Origin of the sequence: Ulvibacterium marinum, from assembly GCF_003626755.1 — a bacterium.
Classification (GTDB): domain Bacteria; phylum Bacteroidota; class Bacteroidia; order Flavobacteriales; family Flavobacteriaceae; genus Ulvibacterium; species Ulvibacterium marinum.
Genome location: NZ_RBCJ01000003.1, coordinates 1,055,401 through 1,081,625, shown reverse-complemented (window position 1 = coordinate 1,081,625; position 26,225 = coordinate 1,055,401). Strand labels below are relative to the sequence as shown.

At 42.1% G+C, this 26,225-nt stretch carries 20 protein-coding genes; 15 read left to right on the top strand and 5 right to left on the bottom strand.

What is annotated here, in order from left to right; genetic code table 11:
* Window positions 1–5: 5 nt before the first annotated feature.
* Window positions 6–2,219, bottom strand: coding sequence for a DNA helicase RecQ (gene recQ / locus D7Z94_RS17865; protein WP_394347446.1), 2,214 nt, complete (start codon window positions 2,217–2,219; stop codon window positions 6–8).
* A gap of 194 nt (window positions 2,220–2,413) precedes the next feature.
* On the opposite strand from recQ, the gene D7Z94_RS17860 reads away from it, so the two are divergent.
* The 3 genes from D7Z94_RS17860 (at window position 2,414) to lptB (ending at window position 5,087) form a co-directional block, all read left to right on the top strand.
* Window positions 2,414–3,379, top strand: coding sequence for a KpsF/GutQ family sugar-phosphate isomerase (locus D7Z94_RS17860; protein ID WP_120712914.1), 966 nt, complete (start codon window positions 2,414–2,416; stop codon window positions 3,377–3,379).
* The gene (tatC, locus tag D7Z94_RS17855) at window positions 3,379–4,233 is read left to right on the top strand and encodes a twin-arginine translocase subunit TatC (RefSeq protein WP_120712913.1); all 855 of its coding nucleotides are present in this window, start codon (window positions 3,379–3,381) and stop codon (window positions 4,231–4,233) included. Before D7Z94_RS17860 ends, tatC begins: the two co-directional genes overlap by 1 nt.
* A 113-nt stretch (window positions 4,234–4,346) precedes the next feature.
* Window positions 4,347–5,087, top strand: a complete 741-nt coding sequence (gene lptB, locus D7Z94_RS17850) for an LPS export ABC transporter ATP-binding protein (protein ID WP_120712912.1) — start codon at window positions 4,347–4,349, stop codon at window positions 5,085–5,087.
* Window positions 5,088–5,107: 20 nt separating this feature from the next.
* Here lptB and aac(6') read toward each other — a convergent pair whose 3' ends face one another.
* Window positions 5,108–5,566, bottom strand: a complete 459-nt coding sequence (aac(6'), locus tag D7Z94_RS17845; protein ID WP_120712911.1) for an aminoglycoside 6'-N-acetyltransferase — start codon at window positions 5,564–5,566, stop codon at window positions 5,108–5,110.
* Window positions 5,567–5,569: 3 nt separating this feature from the next.
* Complete coding sequence (locus tag D7Z94_RS17840) at window positions 5,570–6,313, bottom strand: CDP-alcohol phosphatidyltransferase family protein (RefSeq protein ID WP_120712910.1); 744 nt, start codon at window positions 6,311–6,313, stop codon at window positions 5,570–5,572.
* 97 nt (window positions 6,314–6,410) lie between these two features.
* On the opposite strand from D7Z94_RS17840, the gene D7Z94_RS17835 reads away from it, so the two are divergent.
* From D7Z94_RS17835 to D7Z94_RS17790, 11 genes are all read left to right on the top strand, one after another.
* Complete coding sequence (locus D7Z94_RS17835) at window positions 6,411–7,592, top strand: lipoprotein N-acyltransferase Lnb domain-containing protein (protein ID WP_120712909.1); 1,182 nt, start codon at window positions 6,411–6,413, stop codon at window positions 7,590–7,592.
* Window positions 7,593–7,595: 3 nt separating this feature from the next.
* Window positions 7,596–9,470, top strand: a complete 1,875-nt coding sequence (locus D7Z94_RS17830) for an ABC-F family ATP-binding cassette domain-containing protein (protein ID WP_120712908.1) — start codon at window positions 7,596–7,598, stop codon at window positions 9,468–9,470.
* Between the two features lie 103 nt (window positions 9,471–9,573).
* Window positions 9,574–10,080 (top strand): hypothetical protein, encoded by a 507-nt coding sequence (locus D7Z94_RS17825; RefSeq protein WP_120712907.1) that lies wholly within the window; start codon window positions 9,574–9,576, stop codon window positions 10,078–10,080.
* Between the two features lie 31 nt (window positions 10,081–10,111).
* Window positions 10,112–10,267, top strand: a complete 156-nt coding sequence (locus tag D7Z94_RS25790) for a hypothetical protein (protein WP_170158850.1) — start codon at window positions 10,112–10,114, stop codon at window positions 10,265–10,267.
* 79 nt (window positions 10,268–10,346) lie between these two features.
* A complete protein-coding gene (locus tag D7Z94_RS17820) occupies window positions 10,347–10,922 on the top strand; it encodes a cob(I)yrinic acid a,c-diamide adenosyltransferase (protein WP_120712906.1) in 576 nt (191 codons plus the stop codon).
* 194 nt (window positions 10,923–11,116) lie between these two features.
* Window positions 11,117–11,341, top strand: a complete 225-nt coding sequence (locus D7Z94_RS17815) for a DUF2795 domain-containing protein (RefSeq protein ID WP_013994285.1) — start codon at window positions 11,117–11,119, stop codon at window positions 11,339–11,341.
* Between the two features lie 214 nt (window positions 11,342–11,555).
* On the top strand, window positions 11,556–14,918 hold the full coding sequence (gene secA / locus D7Z94_RS17810; protein WP_120712905.1) for a preprotein translocase subunit SecA: 3,363 nt from the start codon (window positions 11,556–11,558) through the stop codon (window positions 14,916–14,918).
* A gap of 153 nt (window positions 14,919–15,071) precedes the next feature.
* A complete protein-coding gene (locus tag D7Z94_RS17805; protein ID WP_170158849.1) occupies window positions 15,072–16,466 on the top strand; it encodes a Gfo/Idh/MocA family oxidoreductase in 1,395 nt (464 codons plus the stop codon).
* 224 nt (window positions 16,467–16,690) lie between these two features.
* Window positions 16,691–17,905 (top strand): sensor histidine kinase, encoded by a 1,215-nt coding sequence (locus tag D7Z94_RS17800; RefSeq protein ID WP_120712903.1) that lies wholly within the window; start codon window positions 16,691–16,693, stop codon window positions 17,903–17,905.
* 160 nt (window positions 17,906–18,065) lie between these two features.
* Window positions 18,066–20,585, top strand: coding sequence for a M14 family zinc carboxypeptidase (locus D7Z94_RS17795; protein ID WP_120712902.1), 2,520 nt, complete (start codon window positions 18,066–18,068; stop codon window positions 20,583–20,585).
* A gap of 111 nt (window positions 20,586–20,696) precedes the next feature.
* On the top strand, window positions 20,697–22,277 hold the full coding sequence (locus D7Z94_RS17790) for an amidohydrolase family protein (protein ID WP_120712901.1): 1,581 nt from the start codon (window positions 20,697–20,699) through the stop codon (window positions 22,275–22,277).
* Between the two features lie 244 nt (window positions 22,278–22,521).
* Here the strand turns inward: D7Z94_RS17790 and D7Z94_RS17785 are convergent, their stop codons facing one another.
* Both D7Z94_RS17785 and D7Z94_RS17780 read right to left on the bottom strand, forming a co-directional pair.
* Window positions 22,522–22,779, bottom strand: coding sequence for a hypothetical protein (locus D7Z94_RS17785; RefSeq protein WP_120712900.1), 258 nt, complete (start codon window positions 22,777–22,779; stop codon window positions 22,522–22,524).
* Window positions 22,780–23,065: 286 nt separating this feature from the next.
* Entirely contained in the window at window positions 23,066–23,782 is a 717-nt protein-coding gene (locus tag D7Z94_RS17780; RefSeq protein WP_158594674.1) for an NUDIX hydrolase, read from the bottom strand.
* 67 nt (window positions 23,783–23,849) lie between these two features.
* On the opposite strand from D7Z94_RS17780, the gene D7Z94_RS17775 reads away from it, so the two are divergent.
* A complete protein-coding gene (locus tag D7Z94_RS17775; RefSeq protein ID WP_120712899.1) occupies window positions 23,850–26,120 on the top strand; it encodes a beta-glucosidase in 2,271 nt (756 codons plus the stop codon).
* The last annotated feature ends 105 nt before the right edge of the window (window positions 26,121–26,225 follow it).

Below are 26,225 nucleotides of genomic sequence, written 5' to 3'. Positions count from 1 at the left end.
AAGGGCTAGTTGGCCACTTCACTAATAAACTTTAAACGGTATAACCGTAGTTCATCATCTTCATAATCTCCGTCGAACTCCTCCATGGCATCGTCTATGTTATCCGTTTCGGCCTCCAAAAAGTAATCGTGTATCTCCTCTTGTTGATCCTCATCCAAAATTTCATCGATCCAATACCCTAGGTTCAATTTGGTACCGCTAAATACAATTTGTTCCATTTCCTTTATTAGGTCCGGAATTTCAAGACCCTTCGCCGAAGCAATGTCGCTCAAGGGTAATTTGCGGTCTACGTTTTGAATAATATAAAGCTTTAGACCGGAGTTGGCCCCTGTACTTTTTACGACCAAATCATCCGGGCGAACAACATCGTTTTCTGCTACATAAGCAGCTATCATTTCTATAAAAGGTTTCCCATATTTTTTGGCCTTGCCTTCCCCTACCCCATGGATATTCAATAATTCCTCCATGGAAATGGGATATTTCAAAGCCATATCTTGCAAGGAGGGATCCTGAAAGACCACGAAAGGTGGAACGCCCAACTTGCCTGCCTGGGACTTTCTCAGGGCCTTTAACTGTTTTAGCAGTTTTTCATCGGCTATGCCGCCTTTACTCGCTGCACTCACAATGGCATCATCGGTGGCCTTATTATATACATGGTCTTTGGTCATCATAAAGGATGTGGGGGCCTTTAAGAAATCCTTTCCCTTTTGTGTTACATGCAAAATCCCGTATTGCTCTATTTCCTTTTTTAGGAGTCCAGCAACCAAGACCTGACGTATCAGTGCCATCCAATGATTTTTATCTTTGTCCGAACCAATACCGAAGACCGGTTTCTCATCCGTTTTATGAGAGGATATAAGCGCATTTACCTTGCCCCTTAATGTGTTTACGATTTCTTTGGACTTGAATTTTTCATTGGTCCCCTGGACCGCCTTTAAAAGTTTTATTACATCTTCCTTGGCCTCCTGCTTCTCCTTGGGGTTTCTAGTGTTGTCATCCATATCGGCCCCCTCACCGTGTATCTCATCGAACGCTTCCCCAAAATAATGCAACATAAACTTTCTTCGGGACATGGAAGTCTCCGCATAGGCGACCACTTCTTGTAAGAGGGCGTTTCCTATCTCTTGTTCGGCTACGGGCTTCCCGGACATGAACTTTTCAAGTTTTTCAATATCCTTGTATGAATAAAAGGCGAGGCAATGGCCTTCACCACCATCCCTTCCTGCCCGACCTGTTTCCTGATAATAACTCTCAATACTCTTCGGAATATCATGGTGAATAACAAAACGCACATCCGGCTTGTCTATTCCCATTCCAAAGGCAATGGTCGCGACAACGACATCCACATCTTCCATTAAGAACATATCCTGGTACTTGGAACGTGTTTTTGCATCAAATCCTGCATGATAGGGAACGGCACTGATGCCATTCACCTGTAATACCTGTGCCAGCTCTTCCACGCGCTTTCTGCTAAGGCAATAAATAATTCCGGATTTTCCCGTATTTTGCTTTACAAAACGGATAATGTCCGCATCCACGTTTTCGGTCTTTGGTCGTACCTCATAAAAAAGATTGGGCCTATTAAAGGAGGCTTTAAAGACTTTGGCATCCATAATTCCCAAATTCTTTATGATATCTTCCTGTACCTTTGGGGTCGCTGTAGCGGTAAGTCCAATCATAGGAATGGCATCTCCCAAACGATTTACTATGGTCTTCAAGTTACGATACTCCGGTCTAAAATCGTGCCCCCATTCGGAGATGCAATGTGCCTCATCAACGGCAACAAAGGAAATCTTTACAGATTGCAAAAAGTCTACATATTCATCTTTGGTCAGGGACTCCGGTGCAACATACAGTAGTTTTGTTACTCCTTCTGTAATATCCAATTTCACCTGTTTTACCTCGTTTTTGGTCAGGGAGGAATTGAGTACATGGGCCACCCCGTTATTGGAAGAAACGCCCCGGAGAGCGTCTACTTGGTTTTTCATCAAGGCGATGAGCGGGGACACTACTATGGCCGTTCCTTCTTGCATCAGGGCAGGGAGCTGGTAGCACAATGATTTGCCGCCGCCCGTGGGCATGATTACAAAAGTGTTATTTCCTTGGATTATATTTTTGATGACCTCTTCCTGAAGTCCTTTGAATTGTGAAAAACCGAAGTATTTTTTTAAAGAGGCATGAAGGTCCAGTCCATTCGAAACCATACCGTTTTTTTGCATTTTATAAATAGTTGAATTAGCGCGTAGTCAAAATTTCAATTACTTAAGATACGTATTTTTAAAATTCAAAACGCTTTTTGTTCTATTTAACTTTATTAAAATATAAAGTATTCCATAAAATTAAGTTTACGTAATTTTGTAAACTTAAATATAGCATTCTTTTAGGAATACCATCTACAATTTATACACTAAGGTTGAGCAAAAACGAAGCCATACTGGACTTGGCAAAAAAAACTTTTGAAACGGAAAGTAAGTCCATTGGACATCTGGCCTCTTTATTGAACAATGATTTCCCAGGTGCGGTTGAATGTATCATAAAATCCAAAGGCAGGGTGATCGTTTCCGGCATTGGTAAGAGCGCCATAATCGCCTCTAAAATATCGGCCACCTTAAATTCTACGGGAACCCCGGCCATTTTTATGCATGCTGGAGATGCCATTCACGGCGATTTGGGCACCATACAGGAAAACGATGTGGTCATCTGTATTTCAAAAAGTGGTAGTACCCCTGAAATTAAAATGCTGGTTCCTCTCATAAAGCGAGGCAAAAATAAATTAATCGGGATGACCGGTAATTTGGATTCATTTTTGGCCAAACAGTCAGATTTTGTCCTAAATACCTTTGTAGCCAAGGAAGCCTGCCCAAATAATCTGGCTCCTACAACAAGTACCACGGCCCAATTGGTCATGGGAGATGCCTTGGCCATATGCCTACTGGAACTTAAGGGTTTTAGCAGTAAGGATTTTGCCAAGTACCATCCCGGAGGATCCTTGGGGAAGCGGCTTTATTTAAGGGTAGCCGATATTGCCCAAAACAATCAACGTCCTCAAGTTGAAATGGATACCGATGTAAAAAAGGTCATTGTGGAGATTTCCGAAAAAATGCTTGGTGTAAGTGCTGTCATTAAGGACGATGAGATTGTTGGTATTGTTACGGACGGGGATATCCGGAGAATGTTGAATAAATACGATAACATCAATGGACTTACGGCAAAGGATATCATGACATTGAATCCAAAGACCATTGAAACCGATGTCTTGGCCATAAAAGCATTGGAACTAATGCAGGACAAAGGCATATCCCAAGTATTGGCAGTTGAGGGGAGTAAATATGTAGGGGTAGTACATTTGCACAATTTAATCAATGAAGGAATACTCTAATGGCAAAAAAAGTAGACAAAAACCCTAATGAAATGTCCTTTTTGGACCATTTGGAAGAATTGCGCTGGCATTTAATACGTTCTACCCTAGCTATTGTAATCATTGGATGTGTGGCCTTTGTGATGAGCGGTTTTGTTTTTGATGTCATCATATTCGGCCCTTCACAAATGGATTTCCCAACCTATCGATTTTTCTGTAAGGCTGCAACTTTTTTGGGTATAGAATCTGATTTCTGCGCGGATAAATTACCATTTACCATACAAAGCCGTACCATGGGCGGGCAATTCTCCGCGGATATATGGACGGCCATCTGGGTAGGATTTATTGTAGGGTTCCCTTATGTACTTTACGAAATGTGGCGGTTTATTAGCCCTGGGCTTCACCCCAATGAAAGAAAACATTCCAAAGGTTTTATCTCCGTTGCCTCCCTCTTATTTTTTATGGGGGTCTTGTTTGGGTACTACGTGGTAGCACCGCTTTCCATAAATTTTTTGGGAACCTACCAGGTAAGCGAACTGGTCCTCAACGAGTTTGATCTTAGCTCGTACATTGGTGCGGTAAGGACGTCGGTTATTGCCTGCGGTGTTCTTTTTGAACTGCCCATTATTATCTATTTTTTGACCAAAGTAGGCCTGGTAACCCCGGAAATTCTCAAAAAGTACAGAAAAATAGCGCTAGTAATCGTATTGATCCTATCTGCGGTAATTACACCTCCAGATGTTACCAGCCAGATTATCGTTGCATTTCCTGTATTGATCCTCTATCAGGTTAGCATTTATATTTCCAAAGTAGTTTTAAGACGGGAGGCGAAGAAGGAAATGAAAAGCAAAGAGGCGGGGTTAAAAAAGACCTAAATACTAAAGCATTTCAAAAGTTTCTTGTTTCTTTTGTTTTAGTTTGTTCATTATATGCAATGTAAGGCCATCAAAAACTTGAAACACGAGACTAGAAACCTGAAATAGAGGAAATGAAGCTAAGAGCCGAAAACATCATGAAAGCCTACCGGGGCCGAAAAGTGGTAAAGGGAATTTCCTTGGAAGTAAACCAAGGTGAAATTGTGGGTCTGTTGGGGCCCAATGGCGCTGGTAAGACCACATGCTTCTACATGATCGTTGGGCTTATTAAACCCAATGATGGAAGAATATTCCTAAATGACATGGAAATTACCAAATTTCCTATGTACAAAAGAGCACAGAACGGTATTGGCTATTTGGCGCAAGAAGCCTCCGTATTCAGGAAATTAAGCATTGAAAAAAATATTCTTAGCGTATTGCAGCTTACCAAATTGAGCAAAAAGGAACAGCTCATGAAGATGGAATCCCTTATTGATGAATTCGGTTTGGGCCATATACGCAAGAATCGTGGGGACCTACTTTCTGGTGGGGAACGTAGGCGTACCGAAATTGCCAGGGCACTTGCTACAGATCCCAAATTTATCCTTTTGGACGAACCCTTTGCTGGTGTTGACCCCGTAGCCGTGGAGGACATACAGCGTATTGTGGCCCAGTTAAAAAATAAGAATATTGGCATACTCATTACGGATCATAACGTACAGGAAACCTTGGCCATCACGGAACGGTCCTATCTCATGTTTGAAGGCGGCATCCTAAAATCCGGTATCCCTGAAGATTTGGCAGCGGATGAAATGGTTCGAAAGGTCTACTTGGGACAGAATTTTGAACTTCGGAAGAAAAAGTTGGATTTTTAATCAATATCCATCATAAGCGATCAAGAATCCGTTTTCAGATTCTTTATATAGTGCACCAAGGTATCCTCTTCCTTAAAACCCAATCCCAAATGAAATTTACGTGCATGCTTATTGGAAGCCCATGTGTCCGAACCCATTTGTGTACATCCTTTTTCCAGAACCCACTGCTCCCCTAAATCAACCAACTTTCGTGCAACGCCGTGCTTTCTATAATCGGGTTTAATGAAAATCGCCTCAATATAACCTACCGGTGAGGAATTGGAGCCCTCTACGTAGTCATACCTAATCGATACGTTGATAAAACCGATTATCCCCTCCTTATCTTTGGCAAAAAAGGTCTCCTGGTTATCCGATTCTATGACCTGAAGCAAATCTCTTTCCAAATGATCCGTTGCGTATCCAGGAAAAAGCTCTAAGGACATTTTGCGCCATTCGCTAAAATGCGCCTTATTGAACTTTATATATTCTATGGTATCCAATTTCTATTTGTTTTCGGCATTCAAGTTTTGGACCAAAGAGCCTAACACGTAAAAAATAACAATAAGAGGTATGCCCAGAAACCGCATCGTAATCAATAACACAAAGCTTATAATAATGAAAATGTAGCGTAGGGCATTATCCTTAAAATTCCAATTTTCAAATTTAAGGGCAAAAAGCTCAATCCTTGAATTTAATAAATACCCACTCAAAAGGGTTAAACCTATCAAAAACCATTGATCAAGAATAATAGTATTGAGCATATCATTATTCTGGTACAACAGAATCAATGGAAGTGAGATAATCAATAAGGCATTTGCCGGTGTGGGCAACCCTATAAATGATGTGGCTTGATTTTCATCGATATTGAACTTGGCCAAACGGTAGGCAGAGGCCAAGGTAATCAGAAATCCAAAAAAAGGTAGAAAAGAAACATCGGCATTCCCGGCCAAGGAAACCTTAGCGGTCATATTCCACCCACCCAGTTCGGACATATTCAATAATTGAAACATGACGATACCCGGTACCAAGCCACTTGTTATCATATCTGCCAAAGAATCCAGCTGAACGCCCAATTCACTCTTCACATGCAATAATCTAGCGGCCAATCCATCCAGAAAGTCAAAGAAAATACCCAAACAAACAAAAAGCGCTGCCATTTCCAACACATTGGCCACGGCAAATACGGTTGCTATACAACCGCAAAGAACGTTCAACAGGGTAATCAAATTGGGAATATGCCGTTTCATCGGAGTCGGTTTCCGTAAAAATAAGACAATTTTTGGGCAATCGGATTAGTCCACATTTTATTCGGATATTTGCTAAGCCACCATTACTTGGCAGACCATGCGATTAAAAGCACTTTTGTTAACGTTATCTTTTAGTTTGTCTTTTTGGGGTATTTCCCAAGAGGTACAGCTTTCACAACTATCTAGAATAAGCGTACTTACCTGTGGTTCCGGAAGCGACCTTTATACCACTTTTGGCCATAGTGCCTTTAGGGTAAACGACCCATCCATTGGAATAGATGTAGTGTATAATTATGGGACTTTTAATTTTAATCCCCCGAAATTCTATTTTGAATTTGCACAGGGCAAATTATTGTATTCGTTGAGTAGACAGAAAATGGATAGCTTTCTAAGCGTCTATAAGTACGAAAACCGATGGGTAAAGGAACAGATATTAGACCTCACTCAGCAGCAGCGCCAAGAACTGTTCCGGTTTTTGGAAGTAAATAACCGGCCAGAAAACAGAACGTATAAATATGATTTTTTCTATGACAATTGCGCTTCAAAGATTTGGGACGTACTTAAGGAAGTATATGGTGAACAATTGCAATTAAAGGAAGGGTATTTAAAAAACCTGTATACATTTCGGGAGTTGATCCATCAGCACTTGGAAACAAATTCTTGGTCGGCTTTTGGAATTGATCTTGCCCTGGGGTCCGTCATTGATAAAATAGCTTCTCCAAAAGAACATATGTTTTTACCTATTTACGTAATGCAGCAATTGGAAGGTGCTCAATTGGGGGAAAAGCCCATTGCCTATACGACCAAAACGCTCTTGCAGACGCTCCCTACCAAAAAGAACAACAATTTTTTCTTGACACCATTATTTTGGCTTTTGATTGTATTGGCAACGGTTTGGATAACCACCTTTGTTGATTTTAAGAAGGGCAAGAGAAGTCGTTGGCTAGATTTTACACTTTTTTTTAGTACCGGATTGGCCGGGTGCCTTATTTTTTACCTTTGGTTTTTAACGGATCATACCGCCACAATCGGTAACCTTAATATACTATGGGCCTTCCCTTTGAACTTAATCCTATCTTTTTTCCTGATTCGAAGAACGGTGCCTCCGAAATGGCTATCCGGGTATCTAAAAATACTTATGGGGCTTTTGGTTTTGGTGATTGTTTTTGGGCTTTTTAAGGTTCAGGTATTCTCACCTTTGCTTTTACCTATTCTATTAGCTTTGGGAACCCGCTATTTCTATGTATTGTTGCAACTTCGGAATTCCAGGACATTTTAAGGGATGAATCTGACCACAGTAGAAAATATTGCCAAGGCTTATGGGGAACTCGTGCTTTTCCAAAATATATCCTTTGGTATCAACAAGGATCAAAAAATAGCCTTGATCGCCAAAAATGGTACTGGGAAGACTTCGATCTTGAATATCCTTTCCAAGCAGGATGTTCCTGATACCGGGCAGGTAAACTACCGAAAAAGTATCCGTATCTCCTATTTGGAACAGGAACCGGACTTAAATCCGCAGCTCACCGTGGAGCAGACCATCCTTGCATCCGATAACGAAGTGCTCAAAATAATTTCGGATTATGAAAGGGCGTTGGCAAATTCAGATGATCAAGATGCCTATCAACAAGCTTTTGAGGCCATGGAACGCTACAACGCCTGGGATTTTGAAACCCAATACAAACAGATTCTTTTTAAGCTTAGACTGGAAAATTTGGATGCCAAGGTAGGACTCCTGTCCGGAGGACAGAAAAAGCGTTTGGCCTTGGCAAATGCACTGATCAACAAACCAGACCTACTCATTTTGGATGAGCCTACCAACCATTTGGACCTAGAGATGATAGAATGGCTGGAAAATTATTTTGCAAAGGAAAATATGACCCTATTCATGGTTACCCATGATCGCTATTTTCTGGAACGGGTCTGTAACGAAATTTTGGAACTGGATAATGGTAAGCTATATGCCTACAAGGGCAACTATTCCTATTATTTGGAAAAGAAGGAAGCCCGTTTGGAACAGGAATCGGTAGAGCAGCATAAATCCCAACGTCTGTACAAAAAAGAATTGGATTGGATGCGTAAGCAACCCAAGGCACGTACCACGAAATCCAAATCCCGTATCGATGATTTCCATACCATCAAGGAAAAAACCCATCAGCGTAGAAAGGAACATGAAATACAGCTGGAAATAAATATGGAGCGGATGGGCAGCAAAATCCTGGAGCTCCATAAGGTTTCAAAATCCTATACGGAAAAACCCATTCTGGATAAGTTCGATTATACCTTTACCAAGGGCGAACGTGTGGGAATTATTGGAAAAAATGGTACCGGAAAATCCACATTTTTGAACATCATTACCGGAACCGATACACCTGACAGTGGAAAAATAGTGGTTGGGGATACCATTAAATTTGGCTATTACACGCAAACTGGAATTACTATTAAAGAAGGTCAGAAGGTTATTGATGTTATCCGCGAGTTCGGGGACCATATTCCTTTAAAAAAAGGACGGCAGATTTCAGCACAGCAGTTATTGGAACGTTTTCTTTTTGATCGTAAAAAGCAGTATGACTTTGTCGAAAAACTGAGTGGCGGAGAGCGAAAACGATTGTATCTGTGTACCGTACTCATTCAAAATCCCAATTTTTTGATTTTGGATGAACCCACCAACGATCTGGATATTGTAACGCTAAATGTATTGGAGAATTTTTTACTCGATTTTCCCGGTTGTCTCGTTGTGGTATCCCACGATCGCTATTTTATGGATAAAATCGTGGACCATCTTTTTGTTTTCAAGGGCAATACTGTTATCGAGGACTTTCCAGGTAATTATTCCGACTATAGAACCTATGAGAACAGCAAAATTACTGAAGCTACCCAGGAAAAGGTAGACACTTCCGAACCGAAGCCCAAAAACACATGGAAAGACGAGGATAGCAAAGCTAAGATTTCCTACCTGGAACAAAAGGAATACAAAAAGTTGGAAAAAGAAATCCAAAAATTAGAGCATAAGAAAATCGAATTGGAGCAAAAATTTATGGACCCCTCACTTGGTGGAGAGAAAATAGATGTACTATCCGTCGAGTTACAAAAAGTAACAGATGCCATAGACGAAAAAACCGAACGGTGGTTTGAATTATCGGCAATGCTTGAGTAGCCATTGTGGTATGGATAGAATTTAAATTCATCATTGAATATGCCTGTGACCTTTTGAAAACTTGCTAAGCCTTGGTAAACAAATGTCCATTTGAATAGTAGTAATGTTGTCAGGTCTCTTCAAATACCTAAAATTCCTAATAACCTCCAGCAATCAACATGGGGTGCATTCCCCGTTTGTCTATAATTTCATTACACGATCCATATATACCAAAACCAGGTACAAAGGCAATAAGGTCATTGATGTGTTGCTAAAAAGCGTTGACTATTTTGAGGCCAAAGTAATTCTACTTCCTAAAGAGGACATTGTTCTGAAAGATTTGATCCAGAAGAATTCCTCCAAAATGGCATTCCAGGGAAAACCATACGATATTATCTATTTGGAGCATCCAGATGAAGTATCCCACCAAGAGTATGGCCCATCTGGAAATAGGGTACATAACGATAGCATGCTACTAATCAATTCCATCCACAAAAACAAAAAAATGGAGACACATTGGGAAAACATCAAAAAATGGGAACATGTCACCGTGACCCTGGATTTCTTTTACTGTGGTGCCGTATTTTTTAGGAAAGAACAGGCGGAGGAACATTTTAAAATTCGGATATGATCGCGTAATTTTAAATACTAAGGAAAACATTATGGATTATTCAATTTACACCGTACTGGGAATACTTTTTGTGGTATATCTCTTCATTACGATTTACAATAAGAAGCAGTCCAGACGCCGAAGGGACAAAAAATTTATGGATGGATATGGCCGTCATAGGAAAAAGGAAGACGATAAAAAAGAGTAAGCAACTATAATTTCACGGCAAACGGTATTCGGAAAGCACATTACGGGCTAAACTATGGCCTTGAACTTGAATTTACAAAATGAAGATATATACCAAGACGGGTGATGATGGCACCACGGCATTGTACGGCGGCACAAGGGTAGCAAAGCACCATATGCGAATTGACAGTTATGGCACGGTGGACGAGCTTAATTCCTGGCTGGGACTAGTTCGGGATCAAAAAATCGATGCCCCTACCAAACAACTATTGGCCAAGATCCAGGATAAATTGTTTACGGTCGGTGCTATTTTGGCCACAGATCCTAAGAAGGCCCTATTAAAGAATGGGCGGGAAAGACTGAATATCCCGAAAATAGGAAGTGCGGATATCGTAACGCTGGAAAAGGAAATGGATAAGATGGAGGAAACGCTTCCACCAATGACACATTTTATACTACCAGGAGGCCACACGACAGTATCATACTGCCATATTGCCAGAACCATCTGCAGGCGCGCAGAGCGTTTGGCCGTTCAATTATATGAAAAAGAACCGTTTGATGATCATGTTTTGTCATATTTAAACAGACTTTCCGACTATCTCTTTGTATTGGCACGAAAGTTGTCGAAAGATTTGCATGCGGAGGAGGTTAAATGGATTCCCGAAAAGGGAAAGTAAAAGACAACAGATGGACTCAAAAGTTGAATATTCATCGGTTAAATTTGTCTTTCTCTAATAATTTCATTATTTCTTCGTTATCAAACTATTAAAACAAAAATAAATAGGCAAAACGGCTGAAATACTTGCGAAATAACTTGACAATGTCGTTTTAAAATCTATTTTTGCAAAAAATTTAAAATCAAACTATTACCATGTATTGGACATTAGAATTAGCATCCTATTTAAGTGATGCGCCATGGCCAGCTACCAAGGATGAATTAATAGATTACTCCATCCGTACCGGTGCTCCTTTGGAGGTTGTGGAAAACCTTCAATCTATGGAAGAAGAAGGTGGGGAAATATATGAATCCATTGAAGAGATATGGCCGGATTATCCTACCGAAGAAGATTACCTCTGGAACGAGGACGAATATTGATAACATTAACGCAATTGCAACAAAAAAGTCTCTAACGAGGCTTTTTTTTTATGTAATTTTGGCAGGAAATCCCCATATTTTGGGTGATTTTAAAAACTGGAATACCTTTTGTTCACTTAGCAGGTATCCTTAGGGAAATACACATTTAATAAAGACCATGGTCATTTGTACTTTTTGATTTTACCATGATTTTTGATAGAAATACGATAACAATATGAGTTTGTTAAATTCAGTTCTAAAGGCTTTTGTAGGTGATAAATCCAAAAAGGATGTTAAGGAACTACAACCTTTGGTCGCTAAAATAAAGTCTTTCGAATCGCAATTGGAAGCGTTGAGCCACGACGAGTTGCGGAACAAAACAATGGAGTTCAAACAAAGGATTCAGGAAGATTGCAAGGAAGTTAGTGATAAAATAGAACAATTGGAGGAGGAGGTACAGGCCTCTGACGACATTGATAAAAATGAGGAAATCTATGCGGAAATAGATAAACTCCAGGAAGAGGTCTATAAACTATCCGAAAACACTTTAAATGATATCCTCCCTGAGGCTTTTGCCGTAGTAAAGGAAACCGCCAAGCGATTCGTTAAAAATGAGACACTTAGGGTAAAAGCTACGGAATTTGATCGTGAAATCTCAGGAAAAAAAGACTACGTATCCCTGGATGGTGATGATGCCGTATGGAAAAATTCCTGGGATGCCGCTGGCAAAGAGGTTACTTGGGATATGGTACACTATGATGTACAGCTCATAGGAGGTATAGCCCTGCATCAAGGAAAAATTGCGGAAATGCAGACCGGGGAAGGAAAAACCTTGGTCGCCACGCTGCCCTTATATCTTAATGCCCTGTCCGGTAAAGGAGCCCATTTGGTAACGGTAAACGATTATCTGGCCAAACGGGACAGTGCTTGGATGGCCCCTATTTTTGAGTTCCATGGACTTTCAGTGGATTGCATAGACCATCATCGTCCCAACTCAGATGGAAGGAGAGCTGCTTATAATGCCGATATTACCTATGGGACCAATAACGAATTTGGTTTTGATTACTTGCGGGACAATATGGCCCATACCCCTAAGGATCTGGTACAACGTCCCCACCATTACGCTATTGTGGACGAAGTGGATTCCGTATTGATCGATGATGCCCGTACCCCTTTGATTATCTCAGGACCTGTACCTGAAGGCGACCGACACGAATTCAACGAATTGAAACCCAAAATTTCGGAAATCGTCCAAAAACAACGCCAGCACCTGACAGGGGTTCTGGCCGAGGCCAAAAAGTTGATTGCCGAGGGTGACACCAAGGAGGGTGGCTTTCTACTGTTACGTGTGCATCGAGGCCTGCCCAAGAATAAGGCATTGATCAAATTTCTGAGTGAAGAGGGTATAAAACAATTGTTGCAGAAGACGGAGAATTTCTACATGCAGGACAACAATAGGGAAATGCCCAAGGTAGATGAGGATTTGCTCTTTGTTATCGAAGAAAAGAACAATCAAATAGAACTCACGGACAAAGGGATAGATTACCTTTCCGGCGAACAGAATCGGGACTTTTTCGTAATGCCGGATATCGGTAGTGAAATTGCAAAGATCGAAAACCAAAATTTGGAAATCGAAAAAGAAGCCGAGCTCAAGGAAGACCTGTTCAAGGATTTTACGGTTAAAAGTGAGCGTATCCACACCTTGACCCAGTTGTTAAAAGCGTATACACTTTTTGAAAAGGACGTGGAATATGTTGTCATTGAAAACAAGGTGCTTATCGTGGATGAGCAGACCGGTAGAATTATGGATGGGCGCCGCTATTCGGACGGGTTGCATCAAGCTATTGAAGCGAAGGAAAATGTAAAGATAGAAGCCCTTACCCAAACCTTTGCCACGGTTACCTTACAAAACTATTTCAGGATGTACCGTAAATTGGCCGGTATGACGGGAACTGCCGTTACAGAGGCTGGCGAGTTCTGGGAAATCTATAAATTGGATGTTGTGGAAATTCCCACCAACCGACCCATAGCGCGTGACGACAGGAATGACCTTATTTATAAGACCAAAAGGGAAAAGTACAATGCTATTATCGATGAGGTTACCAAACTTTCCCAGCAGGGTAGACCTATTTTGATCGGTACCACATCGGTAGAGATTTCAGAACTGCTTTCCCGAATGTTGACCATTAGAAAAGTAGAACACAATGTATTGAACGCCAAATTGCATAAAAAAGAAGCTGATGTCGTAGCCGAGGCCGGTAAACCTGGCGTGGTAACCATTGCTACCAATATGGCAGGCCGGGGAACGGATATTAAACTAACAGATGCCGTCAAAAAAGCTGGTGGATTGGCCATTGTAGGTACGGAACGTCATGATTCCAGGCGAGTAGATAGACAGCTAAGGGGCCGTTCCGGTCGTCAGGGAGATCCAGGAAGTTCACAATTCTATGTCTCTTTGGAAGATAATCTAATGCGACTCTTTGGTTCGGAACGTGTAGCTAAAATGATGGACAGGATGGGACTGGAAGAAGGTGAGGTCATTCAGCATTCCATGATGACCAAATCCATAGAAAGGGCTCAGAAAAAAGTAGAGGAAAACAATTTTGGGGTTCGGAAACGCCTATTGGAATATGATGATGTTATGAACGCCCAGCGGGAAGTGGTCTATAAAAGAAGACGTCATGCCCTTCAAGGCGAGCGCCTTAAGGTGGATATTGCCAATATGGTCTACGATACTTGTGAGGTAATAGCCGATACCAACAAGGCAGCCAACGACTACAAAAATTTTGAGTTTGAACTCATTAAATACTTTTCCATCACATCCCCCATATCCGAGGAGGAATTTACGAGGATGGGTGTTCAGGAAATCGCGAATAAAGTATATTCGGAAGCCTATGAGTACTATCAAAATAAAATGGAGCGGAATGCGGCAGCCGCTTTCCCGGTAATCAAAAAAGTGTATGAGGACAATGCCAATAAATTTGAGCGTATCGTTGTGCCATTTACCGATGGGGTAAAGAGCTTAAACGTGGTAACCAACCTCAAGGATGCCTATGAAAGTGATGGCAAGCAATTGGTCACCGATTTTGAAAAGAACATCACACTGGCCATAATAGATGATTCCTGGAAAACCCATCTCCGCAAAATGGATGAACTGAAGCAGTCCGTACAACTGGCGGTCCATGAACAGAAAGATCCTTTGCTGATCTATAAATTTGAAGCCTTTGAGCTTTTCAAAAGCATAATAGAAAAGGTAAACGGTGAGGTGGTTTCATTCTTGTTCAAAGGAGAGTTGCCTACGGCCAATCCCAATGAGATACAGGAGGCCCGAAACGTTCGTAGGCCCAAGGAAAATCTTCAGACCAGTAAAGAAGAAATTCCCAACAGTGATGAGTTGGCGGCAAGAAACAGAGCTGCAGGCCAGACACAAGGACAACGGCCACAGATTACGGAAACCATTGTTCGTGAACGACCTAAAATTGGCAGGAACGAAAGGGTTACTATTAAAAACATCATGTCCGGAGAAAGTAAAACCGTTAAGTACAAGCAGGCCGAACCTTTGATCGACAAAGGTGAGTGGGTATTGACCGAAGACTAAAAAGTTTTACCTTATATGACATACGGCGGCCTATCGGCCGCCGTTTTTTATGCAAATAACTCAAAAGGTGGTCTTTTTCATCCAAATCCGGTAGGCTTCAACCCAGATGACCCAAAAATTCAATATCTTTAAAACAAACCTAAGTTTTTAAAAATGACAACATCCAGACGTAAATTCCTTTCATCCATCAGTATGTTGGCGGCCAGTGCCGCAATGCCTATACATGCCTTTGATTTTGGTGCTTCAAAAAAACTTAAAGTAGCATTGGTCGGCACAGGTATCCGAGGTATTACCTTTTGGGGCAAGCGTTTAGTAGATGAGTATTCCGATATTTTGGAGTTCGTGGGATTAAGCGATATCAATTCCAGCAGATTGGAATACGGGAAAGGTTATATTGGTGTCTCCTGCCCTACCTTTACGGACTTTGAAAAAATGGTATCCAGTACAAAACCGGATTTGGTCATTGTGACCACCAAGGATTCTACTCACCATAAGTTCATTATCAAAGGATTGGAAATGGGCTGTGACGTACTCACCGAAAAGCCTTTGACCACGGACGAGACTAAATGTCAAGCGATTCTGGATGCCGAAAAAAAATCCAATAAAAATCTTATTGTCGGTTTCAATTATAGATGGAGTCCCTATGCTACCAAAGTGAAGGAACTTTTAGCCAACAACGCTATTGGAAAGTTGGTTTCCATAGATTTCCACTGGTATCTCAACACCTATCATGGGGCCTCCTATTTTAGACGTTGGCACGGACAGATGGAAAGTGGTGGTTCCCTTTGGGTACATAAGGCCACGCATCATTTTGACCTTCTCAACTGGTGGATAGACTCCGAACCTGAGGAAGTATTCGCCTATGGAGATCTGGAGTTTTATGGCAAGAATGGACCTTTCCGTGGCGATAAGTGCCGAACTTGTGAACATCAATCCAAATGTGATTTCTATTGGGACATCAATAAGGACGAATTCAGTAAAAAGCTTTATGTAGACCATGAGCATGAGGATGGTTACATTCGTGACAACTGTTTGTTCCGGGAAGAAATCGATATCTATGATAAAATGTCGGCCCAGGTAAAATATGCCGACAATACTATTCTAAACTATTCCTTGACCACCTACTCACCTTATGAAGGTTGGCGTGCGGCCATCAATGGTACCAAAGGTAGAATCGAAGCCTGGCAGGATATCCCATACTTCAAAAATGAGACCACGGACGAAGCCGAAAAACACACCAAGGAAATGGCCCAGACCAGCAAGGATGAAATCTATTACGAGCCTGTAATCTTACATAAGCTTTGGAAGACCCATGAAACGGTACAAGTCCCCATGGAGAAAAGTGGTCACGGCGGTGGTGACAAAAGACTGCACGATAAAATCTTCAAGAGCCCTGAAACTGAAGACGAATTTGGCCGTACGGCGGGAGTCAGGGATGGAGCTATGTCTATTCTAATCGGTGTAGGTGCACGCCGCAGTATTGAAGGGGGCAAGCCTATTAAAATTGCAGATTTGACCGATTTGAAGCCCAAGGTTAAAAGAGGTTGAGGGCAACTCTGTAAAAAATGTGAGCTGGCCTCTTAAAGTATATTTGAGGTATAGTACTTAAGGTATGTTCTGTAAAAAGACAAAAAAACTTCCCCGCACCTAAAATAGTAGCATCACCATTTGGAAGATATATCAAAACATGGTTAGTTTTACGGCATAACCCTAACCTGACCTACCCTTTCTATGGCATACGCCAACAGCATCGGTATCTAATACGATTGGATATGCAAGACGATAAGGGAATGGAAGAAAGATTACGGGATAAGGCCAAATTGGTGCTCAAGGTGAATTACTTCACCTCCATTTGCTCTTTGGTCTTCTGCTTGCTCTGCTTATTCGCACTTAACATTACCAAAATTATTCCTTATGTTTTTTTGGCGTTTGGTGTGCTCAACTTATTAAACACCTTTCTCTATAAATATCATAAAAGTCTGACACTTGCCTATAATATCGTTTCTATCATGGCACTGGTGGGAGCTACTATCATTACTTTGTATAGTGGAGGCATCAACAGTCCGTTTATATTTGTTTTGGCATTGGTCGTCGTGGCGGGGTACATGAGCACTAGATCTTATGGTGCCCTTTACCTATACCTTATCCTATCCATTGTCCTACTTATTTATGCGCAGAGTATTACGGATTTTAGTTTTACGTCCAATGTAGTACCGGAAGGTTCCAAGGATTTATTCGCCTTATTGAGTGTTTTATTTTCCGTTTATCTTTTGGGCGGGGTATTCGGGAAGAATTTATTACATGTACATCATAAACTGTATAAGACCAAAAGTGAGGTAGAGGAGAAAATAAAGGAAAAGGAAACCCTGCTCAAGGAAGTACACCACCGGGTAAAGAACAATCTGCAGACCGTATCCAGTCTTCTTAGTCTTCAATCACGGAATATTGATGACAAACAGACCAAGGATCTCTTGAAAAACAGTCAAAATCGCGTTATCTCAATGGCCATGGTGCATGAGATGTTATATATGCGCGAGGATCTTTCCAAAATAGAATATAAATCCTATGTGGAGGAACTGGCAGAATATCTCGTGCGTTCCATTAAAGGAACAAGTAGCAATATTACTTTGGATATTGATATTCCGGATATTAAACTAAATATTGATACCGCCATACCCCTGGGCTTATTGATCAATGAAGCCGTAACAAATGCTCTTAAATATGGTATTGTTGACGATTCCGAAGGGGAAATCTTTATTAAACTACGAAGAGGTGATGATGGCGAGTATCAACTGAACATAGGTGATAACGGTATCGGATTTCCGGAAACCATGAACCATAAGACCACCAAGTCTTTAGGACTAAAACTTATTCACAATTTGGCTAGGCAGCTTAGGGGTTCCATAATTCGGGACGTTACTAAAAAAGGTACCTATTACATCGTAAAGTTTCGGGAAATCCACCAAAAGGTACCATCCCTGGCTTAATTGCCAAATACCCTGAATTTCAGAGGTAAAATCATCACCAATACAACAGAAATCCTTCTATTTTGGGGCATCGACAATAATCCAGGTATCCGTAGGCGTTGTAGGGTAATTCTGCACCATTATCCCTATATTTAAGCGACTAATTCAAAACCATTTTTCCATGCTCAAAAAAACTCTTCTTTTGCTGCTGTTTTGCAGTGGTGCCCTTCAGGCACAGGATTATTTCTACAAAAAGTTCCATCCCTTCGCAGCTGATATTCCAACTCCCCAGGAATTTTTGGGCTATGATATCGGGGAACATCATACCCGCCATGATTTGATCGTTGCCTATTTGGAAAAATTGGCTGAAGTGTCAAATCAAGCTTCTCTTAAGGAATATGGAAAAACCCATGAAGGACGCAAGTTGGTTATGCTAACGATTACCACTCCGGAGAACTTTTCGAATTTGACCACTTTAAAACAGCAACATTTGGCTTTTACCGACCCGTCAAAAACTGTTTCCAATTATGACGAGGTGCCCATATTTATCAATTTAGGCTACAATGTACATGGCAACGAACCTTCTAGTTCGGAGGCGGCTTTGTTAATGGCCTATACCCTAGTGGCCTCAAACCATCCCGAAATTCAAAACTATCGCAAAAAGGCAATTATTTTTATAGACCCGACCATAAACCCGGATGGGCGCGATCGACATACACAATGGGCCAATATGTACCAAGGAAATCCCGAAGTGGCCGATCCACAGGATGCCGAGCATAATGAATACTGGCCCGGGGGACGGACCAATCACTATTGGTTTGATCTAAACCGGGATTGGCTCTTGGGTATCCATCCGGAAAGTCGTGGAAAGCTTGTTTGGTACCATCAATGGTATCCGAATGTTGTGACCGATTTTCATGAAATGGGGACACAGAGCAGTTACTTTTTTGAGCCCATGAAGACCAACGGTTCCCTAGATCCTATTATGCCTAAGGAAAATTATGAAGACCTCAACGAAATGTTCGGGAACTATTTTGCCAGAGCATTGGACAGTATAGGCTCGTTTTATTTTACCAAGGAGGCCTTTGATGGAACCTATCCCGGCTATGGTTCCTCCTATCCGGATATACAAGGCGGTCTGGGATTGTTGTTCGAGCAGGCCAGTAGCCGTGGGCATCGACAAAAAACTCCTTTTGGCGAGATTACTTTTCCGTTTACTATTCGGAACCAATACGTCTCAAGCATATCTACCGTAAAGGCGGCCGTGGAAAACAAGGCCTATTTACGCAAATACCAACAGGATTTCTTTAAAAGTGCCCTGACCAATGCCGGAAAGAGTAAAATTAGAGGGTACTCCTTTGGGGATGTATATGATGCCAACCGTACCAAGGCCTTTATCGATAAGCTTTTACTACATAAAATAGATGTATATAGGTCAGGAGAAAGTTATGTGGTGCCTACAGGACAATCGCAATACCGGATGGTACAGACGATGTTTGAAACCTATGAAAAGTATCGGGATAGTGTATATTATGATGCCTCCGCCTGGTCTGTGGCCAATTTTTATAACATGAAATACCGACCGCTAAATTCACTGAATTTAGGTGAAAAAGTGGAATCGACCGAAAATTTGGTCACCGTGGCCCCAGTCCAAAAATCGGACTATGCCTATATTGTGGATTGGGACGATTATAATGCCCCTGCCCTGCTTAACCGACTTCAACACAAAGGTCTGGTGGTCTCTTCATCCTTTAAGCCTTTTACGGCAAAAATAGGCCCCAACGGAAAAGAATTCAATTATGGTGCCTTGGTAATACCCGTATCCCTCCAAAAGAAATCGGCAGATGACGTATACGGGATTATCCAAAAGGCGCAACAAAAATTTCAGGTCCCCGTATATGGGGTCCCCACAGGTTATAATGCAAAGGGCATCGATCTGGGCAGTCGTAACGTTAAGACCTTGAAAACCCCCAAAGCCGCCATGTTGATTGGTCATGGCGTACGTTCCTATGAGGCAGGGGAAGTCTGGCACTTGTTGGATACCCGTGTAGGCATGCCCATTACCAAACTCCCAATGCGGAATTTTAACAGGGTAAACCTAGATAAATATAACTTGCTGGTCATGGTTTCCGGAAGTTATGACCTGACCCAAAAACAAAGGGACAAAATTAAGGATTGGGTAAAGAACGGAAATACCTTGATTACCATTGGTACGGCCGCCAAATGGGCGATTGAAAAGAAGTTAGTAAGCGAAAAACTGACCAAAACCGAGACCGATTCCCTGGCAGCTGTAAAACGAAAGCCCTATGTGGACGCCCCCGAGAACATCGGTAAGGAGCAAATAGGTGGTGTTATCCTTAAAGTGGACCTGGACACTACCCACCCCTTAGGTTTTGGCTACCGAAATCAACAGATTCCGGTGTATAAAAATAATGAGGTATGGCTCTCACCCAGCAAGAATGCCTATGCCACCGTGGCCCAATATGCCAATGAACCCCATATAGATGGGTTCATTACCCAAAAGAACATGGAGGAATTTTTAAAACCTTCGGCCTCATTATTGATAAGTAAGCTTGGGAACGGGCGGGTCATTCTTTTTGCGGACAATCCCAATTTTAGGGGCTCCTGGTATGGTACAAATCGGTTGTTTTTGAATGCCTTGTTTTTGGGGGATAAAATCAATGTGCCAAATGAGGATTAGCAAGTACGTCTTTGCGAACGCAGTGAAGCAAACTGTTCCTTTTGAAAGCAAACTAAACGGATTGCTTCATCCGCAGCAGACGGATTCGCAATGAAAAGATAAAAACCAAAAATGAAAAAAAGAATCTTACTCACGATATTCGTTTTAGCACAAATGGCCTATTCCCAATCCCCAGAAGGAGACGGTCCGCACACCCAACTTATTATCCGAGGGGTTACACTGATCAATGGGAACGGGGCACCTCCACAAGGCCCTATTGATATAGTGGTGGAGAATAATATGATCACGGATATTCAAGTGGTAGGATATCCTGGTGTAAAAATTAATGCCGGTAAAAGACCTCTGTTAAAACCTGGAGGAAAGGAATTGGACTGCTCTGGCATGTATCTCCTTCCAGGTTTTATTGATATGCATGGCCATATCGGTGGGGTGGCACAAGGAGCGGAACCGGATTATGTCTTCCGTCTATGGATGGGACATGGAATTACCACAGTTCGAGAACCCAGCGGTAGAGGGATAGATTTTGCACTTGATCTGAAACGCAAAAGTGCAAAGAATGAAATTGTAGCGCCCCGTATTTTTGCCTATACCGGTTTTGGGCAGACTAGTGGTAATTTTGATCCTTTAAAAGGGGTTCCCATCACTACTCCGGAACAAGCAAGGGAATGGGTACGGGCCAATGCCAAAGAGGGAGCGGACGGCATTAAATTCTTCGGGGCCGAGCCCGAAATTATGGAAGCTGCCCTAAATGAAAACAAAAAGTTGGGATTGGGCTCCGCTTGTCATCATGCTCAGTTGAGTGTAGCCAGATGGAACGTTTTGCATTCCGCACGCGCGGGACTTACGAGTATGGAACACTGGTATGGACTGCCCGAAGCCTTATTCAATGAACGTACGGTACAGGATTACCCCCTGGACTACAACTATCAAAACGAACAACATCGCTTCGAAAATGCAGGGAAACTTTGGGCCCAGGCAGCCAAACCCTATTCAGAACATTGGAATACGGTAATGGATGAGCTTTTGAAACTGGACTTTACTATAGATCCCACCTTTAATATTTATGAGGCGAGTCGCGACCTACAAAGGGCAAGGCGTGCCGAATGGCACGAGGTCTATACACTCCCATCGCTTTGGGAATTTTATCAGCCCAGCAAGATATCCCATGGTAGCTATTGGCATGATTGGGGTACGGAGCAAGAAGTAGCCTGGAAGGAAAATTACCGACTGTGGATGACCTTTATCAACGAATATAAAAATCGGGGCGGACGGGTGACCACAGGTTCCGACTCTGGATTTATTTTTCAATTGTACGGTTTTGCCTATGTTCGCGAATTGGAGCTATTACGGGAAGTTGGCTTTCATCCTTTGGAGGTTATCCGTGCGGCTACCTTAAACGGAGCCGAGGCCTTGGGTGCGGACAAAACCTTGGGAACCGTGGCTATTGGTAAGTTGGCCGATTTTGTGGTGGTAGAGGAAAACCCCTTAAAAAACTTAAAGGTACTCTATGGTACCGGGGCCATTAAATTGACTAAAGATAATGAGGTAGTACGTGTGGGCGGCGTAAAATATACCATCAAGGATGGCATCATCTATGATGCCAAGGCATTACTGGAAGAAGTAAGGCAAATGGTTATCTTGGAAAAACAAAAAACGGGATATAAAATCGTGCAACCTGGGATAAAGGAGTAAACAAAATTCCCCTTCCTTAAGGAAGGGGAACAAATCATGTTGTTAACATGAGAAAGTGGCGGTTGGAAACATTATTTTATATACATCATTAAATTCATTATTTACGTACGGGCACCTTTAAAGGTCTCAAAACGCCTTTGGTTTTTGGAAAGGCGGCAACATACGCGACTACTAAAAGGGCTGAAACGGTAATAAATGCAAAGATCATAGCTAATAGATTTTAGGTTAAGGTATTGGGGAACCTTTAGGCTAATTTGGCTTTCGTTTTTTTAGTACTGAAAGACAGGGCTTTCTTTACTCTTGCATTTCTGAATTTGTATAAACGCGCGACTTGGTCTTGGATGGGTTGCGAACTTTGGAGAGTAGCGATAGAAATAGTAAGGCTACCATCCAGAACAACACCCATTTCAATAGACTCCACTTTAACATCGGTTTGTGTGTTTTGTGCCAAGGCCATAGCTCCGAAGAGAAGGACGATAAGCAAGGTTAAAATAGACTTCATGTCAGTGCGATTGGGTTACTTAAAGATAACCCCGATTACAGGCTGGGATGTCCTGTAAACCGCTGAAAGACACCTATTTTCGGTTAATGTAAAAAATACGGATGAAGTGTAAAAAAGTCTCGGCGAACGGAATTCCCTGCCAATTCAACTCACCGAAAAAATCGGACTTTTATCGGTGGTTTGGAAACTCTTCATTGAGAAATCAGAGCACTACCTTTATATATTTAACAGGCTAGTACACCTTTTACTTCTGAAATATGTGATTCTAAAAGCAGATACACCTTGGTTAACCTTCTTTTTTAAAGCGATATAAAAAAGGTTTGCGTCTAGGAGCGTCCGCCTTGGGTTCCGGTAACCGTTCAAATATGTCCAGGGACAACATTTTCTTCTGGAATCGGCTCCGTTCCAATTTCCTTTCAAGAATGCGTTCGTGTAGTTTGTGCAATTGGGGCATGGTAAACTCCTCTGGCAAAAGGTTAAAGGATATTTGTTCCATCCCGATATCCCTTTTCAACTGTGTTCGCGATTCAAGTGCTATCTTGGCATGGTCCATCAACATTGGGGGCAGATCATCCAAATTGTGCCAAGCACAGGGTTGGGAAAAGATGCCGCCCGTAGGCCGAGCGTCCTCTATATGAATCAAGGCATAGTAGGCCAATGATATAAATCGCCCATTGATCCATAAGTCCTTGTTCCAGTGATATCCTGCTGCTTTTAACAGTCGCTCAAACTCGGAGGCAAAATTTCGATCCCTATCCCCAAATACCTGAAAAAGCCTTAAATAGGGTTGTTGCAACCCGGTCCGTTCCTCCAATACCCTTACGGCAGCATCGGAGACGGATTCGTCTTTCCCTACATAGCCTCCGGGCAAGGCCCAACTTCCTTCAAATTCCAATAATAAGACCTTTAATTCCCCGTCCTTAAAACCGAGAATAACGATATCCACGGAGACATTGGGCAAATAGAGTTTTTCCCCTTGATTTAAAAATTTTTGAACGTCCATAAATACAAATGTAAAAATTTGTGGCAAAACGCCACATTTTATATATTTGTGGCAAAATGACACAAATATGGCCAAGTCTAAATTTAAAAGAATCGTATTAAAGTTGCTCAAGTGGTTCGGCATTGTAGTTGCCCTGATTTTAGTAATCCTTAGCATTGTTGTAATAGTTAATCTCAACTACGATAAGCCTTCGCTTTATGTTTCCGAAGAGAATCTTCAAAAGGAATATGCGAATACCGATACCAAGGTAATGGCCAAAAATTTAGTCGCTCAGATGAGTTTGGATGAAAAAATAGCGCAGATGTACGGGGAACCATATGCTAGCGGGATGGCAAAGTTAGCGACCAATTTTCTGGTCAAGAAGCGCTTTGCCCACATTTATGTTGGCGAAAACAAACGATTGGGGATACCGCCCTGGGTACTATCCGATGGACCTCGTGGAGCGCGGGTGCTGGGCAAGGATGTTAAAGGGGTAACCACATTCCCGGTGGGTATGGCCCGTGGAGCGAGTTGGAATCCAGATCTGGAATATCGTATCAACCAGGTTATCGCTTCTGAAATGCGGGCCAATAAGGTTAACTATGCGGCTACGCCATGCATTAATCTATTGCGGCATCCAGGATGGGGAAGGGCACAGGAAACTTATGGGGAAGACCCATGGTTATTGGGTGAGTTCGGGGTCGCGGCCGTTAAGGGTCTGGAAAAGCATAACATAATGGCATGTCCTAAACATTTTGCATTGAACAGTATTGAGAATTCCAGATGGGTCGTCGATGTGGAAGTGGACGAAAGAACGCTGCGTGAAGTATACCTTCCACATTTCAAAAAAACCGTCCAAAAAGGTAAGCCCGCATCCATTATGAGTGCCTACAATGCCGTAAATGGAGAATTCTGTGGAAGCAATAAGGAACTACTGACCCATATTTTACGTGATGATTGGGGATTTGAGGGCTTTGTGACCACAGATTGGCTAATGGGCGTATATGATGGTATTAAAGGAGTACAAGCCGGACTGGATGTGGAAATGCCATTTCAGCAAGTGTATACTCAAGAGGTCATCCAGGAAGGTTTGGATTCAGGGGAGATATCGGAGTCGGATATTGATAAAATAGTGACCAGATCCCTTTCCACACGATTAAAGTATGCTTTGATCGATGATCAGGACAACTATCCGACAAGTGATATTGGCAAACCTTCCAGCATAGAGCTTGCCCGGGAAGCAGCCGAGGAGAGTATGGTATTGCTAAAAAATGAGGGAATCCTACCTTTTAAAAACCAAGAAGGGAAAACAATCGCCGTTATCGGCAGACTAGCGGACTTGGAAAACACGGGTGATCGTGGTAGTAGTGATTCCAAGCCCTTATATGTGGAAACTCCTTTTGAAGGCATCCAGAAACATCACCAGGCCCAAGGAAACAAAGTAATCCTGGACGATGGAAGTGATCTTGAAAGAGCTAAAGAACTGGCCGGAAATGCTGACGAAATCGTTCTGGTAGTAGGTTTTACCCATGAGGATGAAGGGGAATATATTATCTTCAGCAGGGAACAGATGGAAGAAGCGGCAGAGGCCGGTAAATCCCTTGGGAAAGTTACCATAGGTGGCGATAGGGAGGATTTAAGTTTGTTGGAACAGGACGAAATGCTGATAAAGGCATTACACCCTATGAACGATAACTTGGCAGTGGTCTATGTCGGTGGTAGCGCGATTGACATGTCCACTTGGGAAGATGATGTACCGGCCATACTATTTTCCTGGTATTCAGGTATGGAAGGGGGAACGGCTCTGGCCAATATTCTATATGGTAATGCAAACCCGAGCGGAAAACTGCCTTTTTCAATTGCCAAGAATCAAAAGGATTATCCTCCCTTTACACCGTATACCAAAAATTTTAAATATGGGTATTATCATGGGTATACCCTTTTCGACAAAAAAGGAACAACTCCGGCATATCCGTTTGGCTTTGGGTTAAGTTATACCAATTTTACCTATGATTCACTTGCAGTCAAAACCCAGGAAATCTCCATGGATGACCTCTTGGAGGTTGAAGTAAACGTCTCAAACACCGGTGAAGTTGACGGAAAGGAAGTAGTTCAACTGTATATAGGTTTTTCCAACTCAACTGTTGACCGACCTGTAAAACTATTACGAGGGTTCAAAAAAGTTCACCTAAAAGCCGGTGAGACCAAAAAGGCACTTCTAGATGTAGCCGCAAAGGATTTGGCCTGGTATAATCCGGCCACGGAAAACTGGGAGGTCGAAAGCATGACCTACGAACTTTATATAGGCAGTTCATCTGCGAAAAACGATCTTTTGCAATCAACTTTTATAGTGAAATAAGTCTACTTTTACTTTAGAAAGCCAAGTATCCTTTTCGATAATTTTTTAATACCCACTACCAAATCCAACTGCTTATGGAGCTAACGGATGGATGCAAGTAAAAAC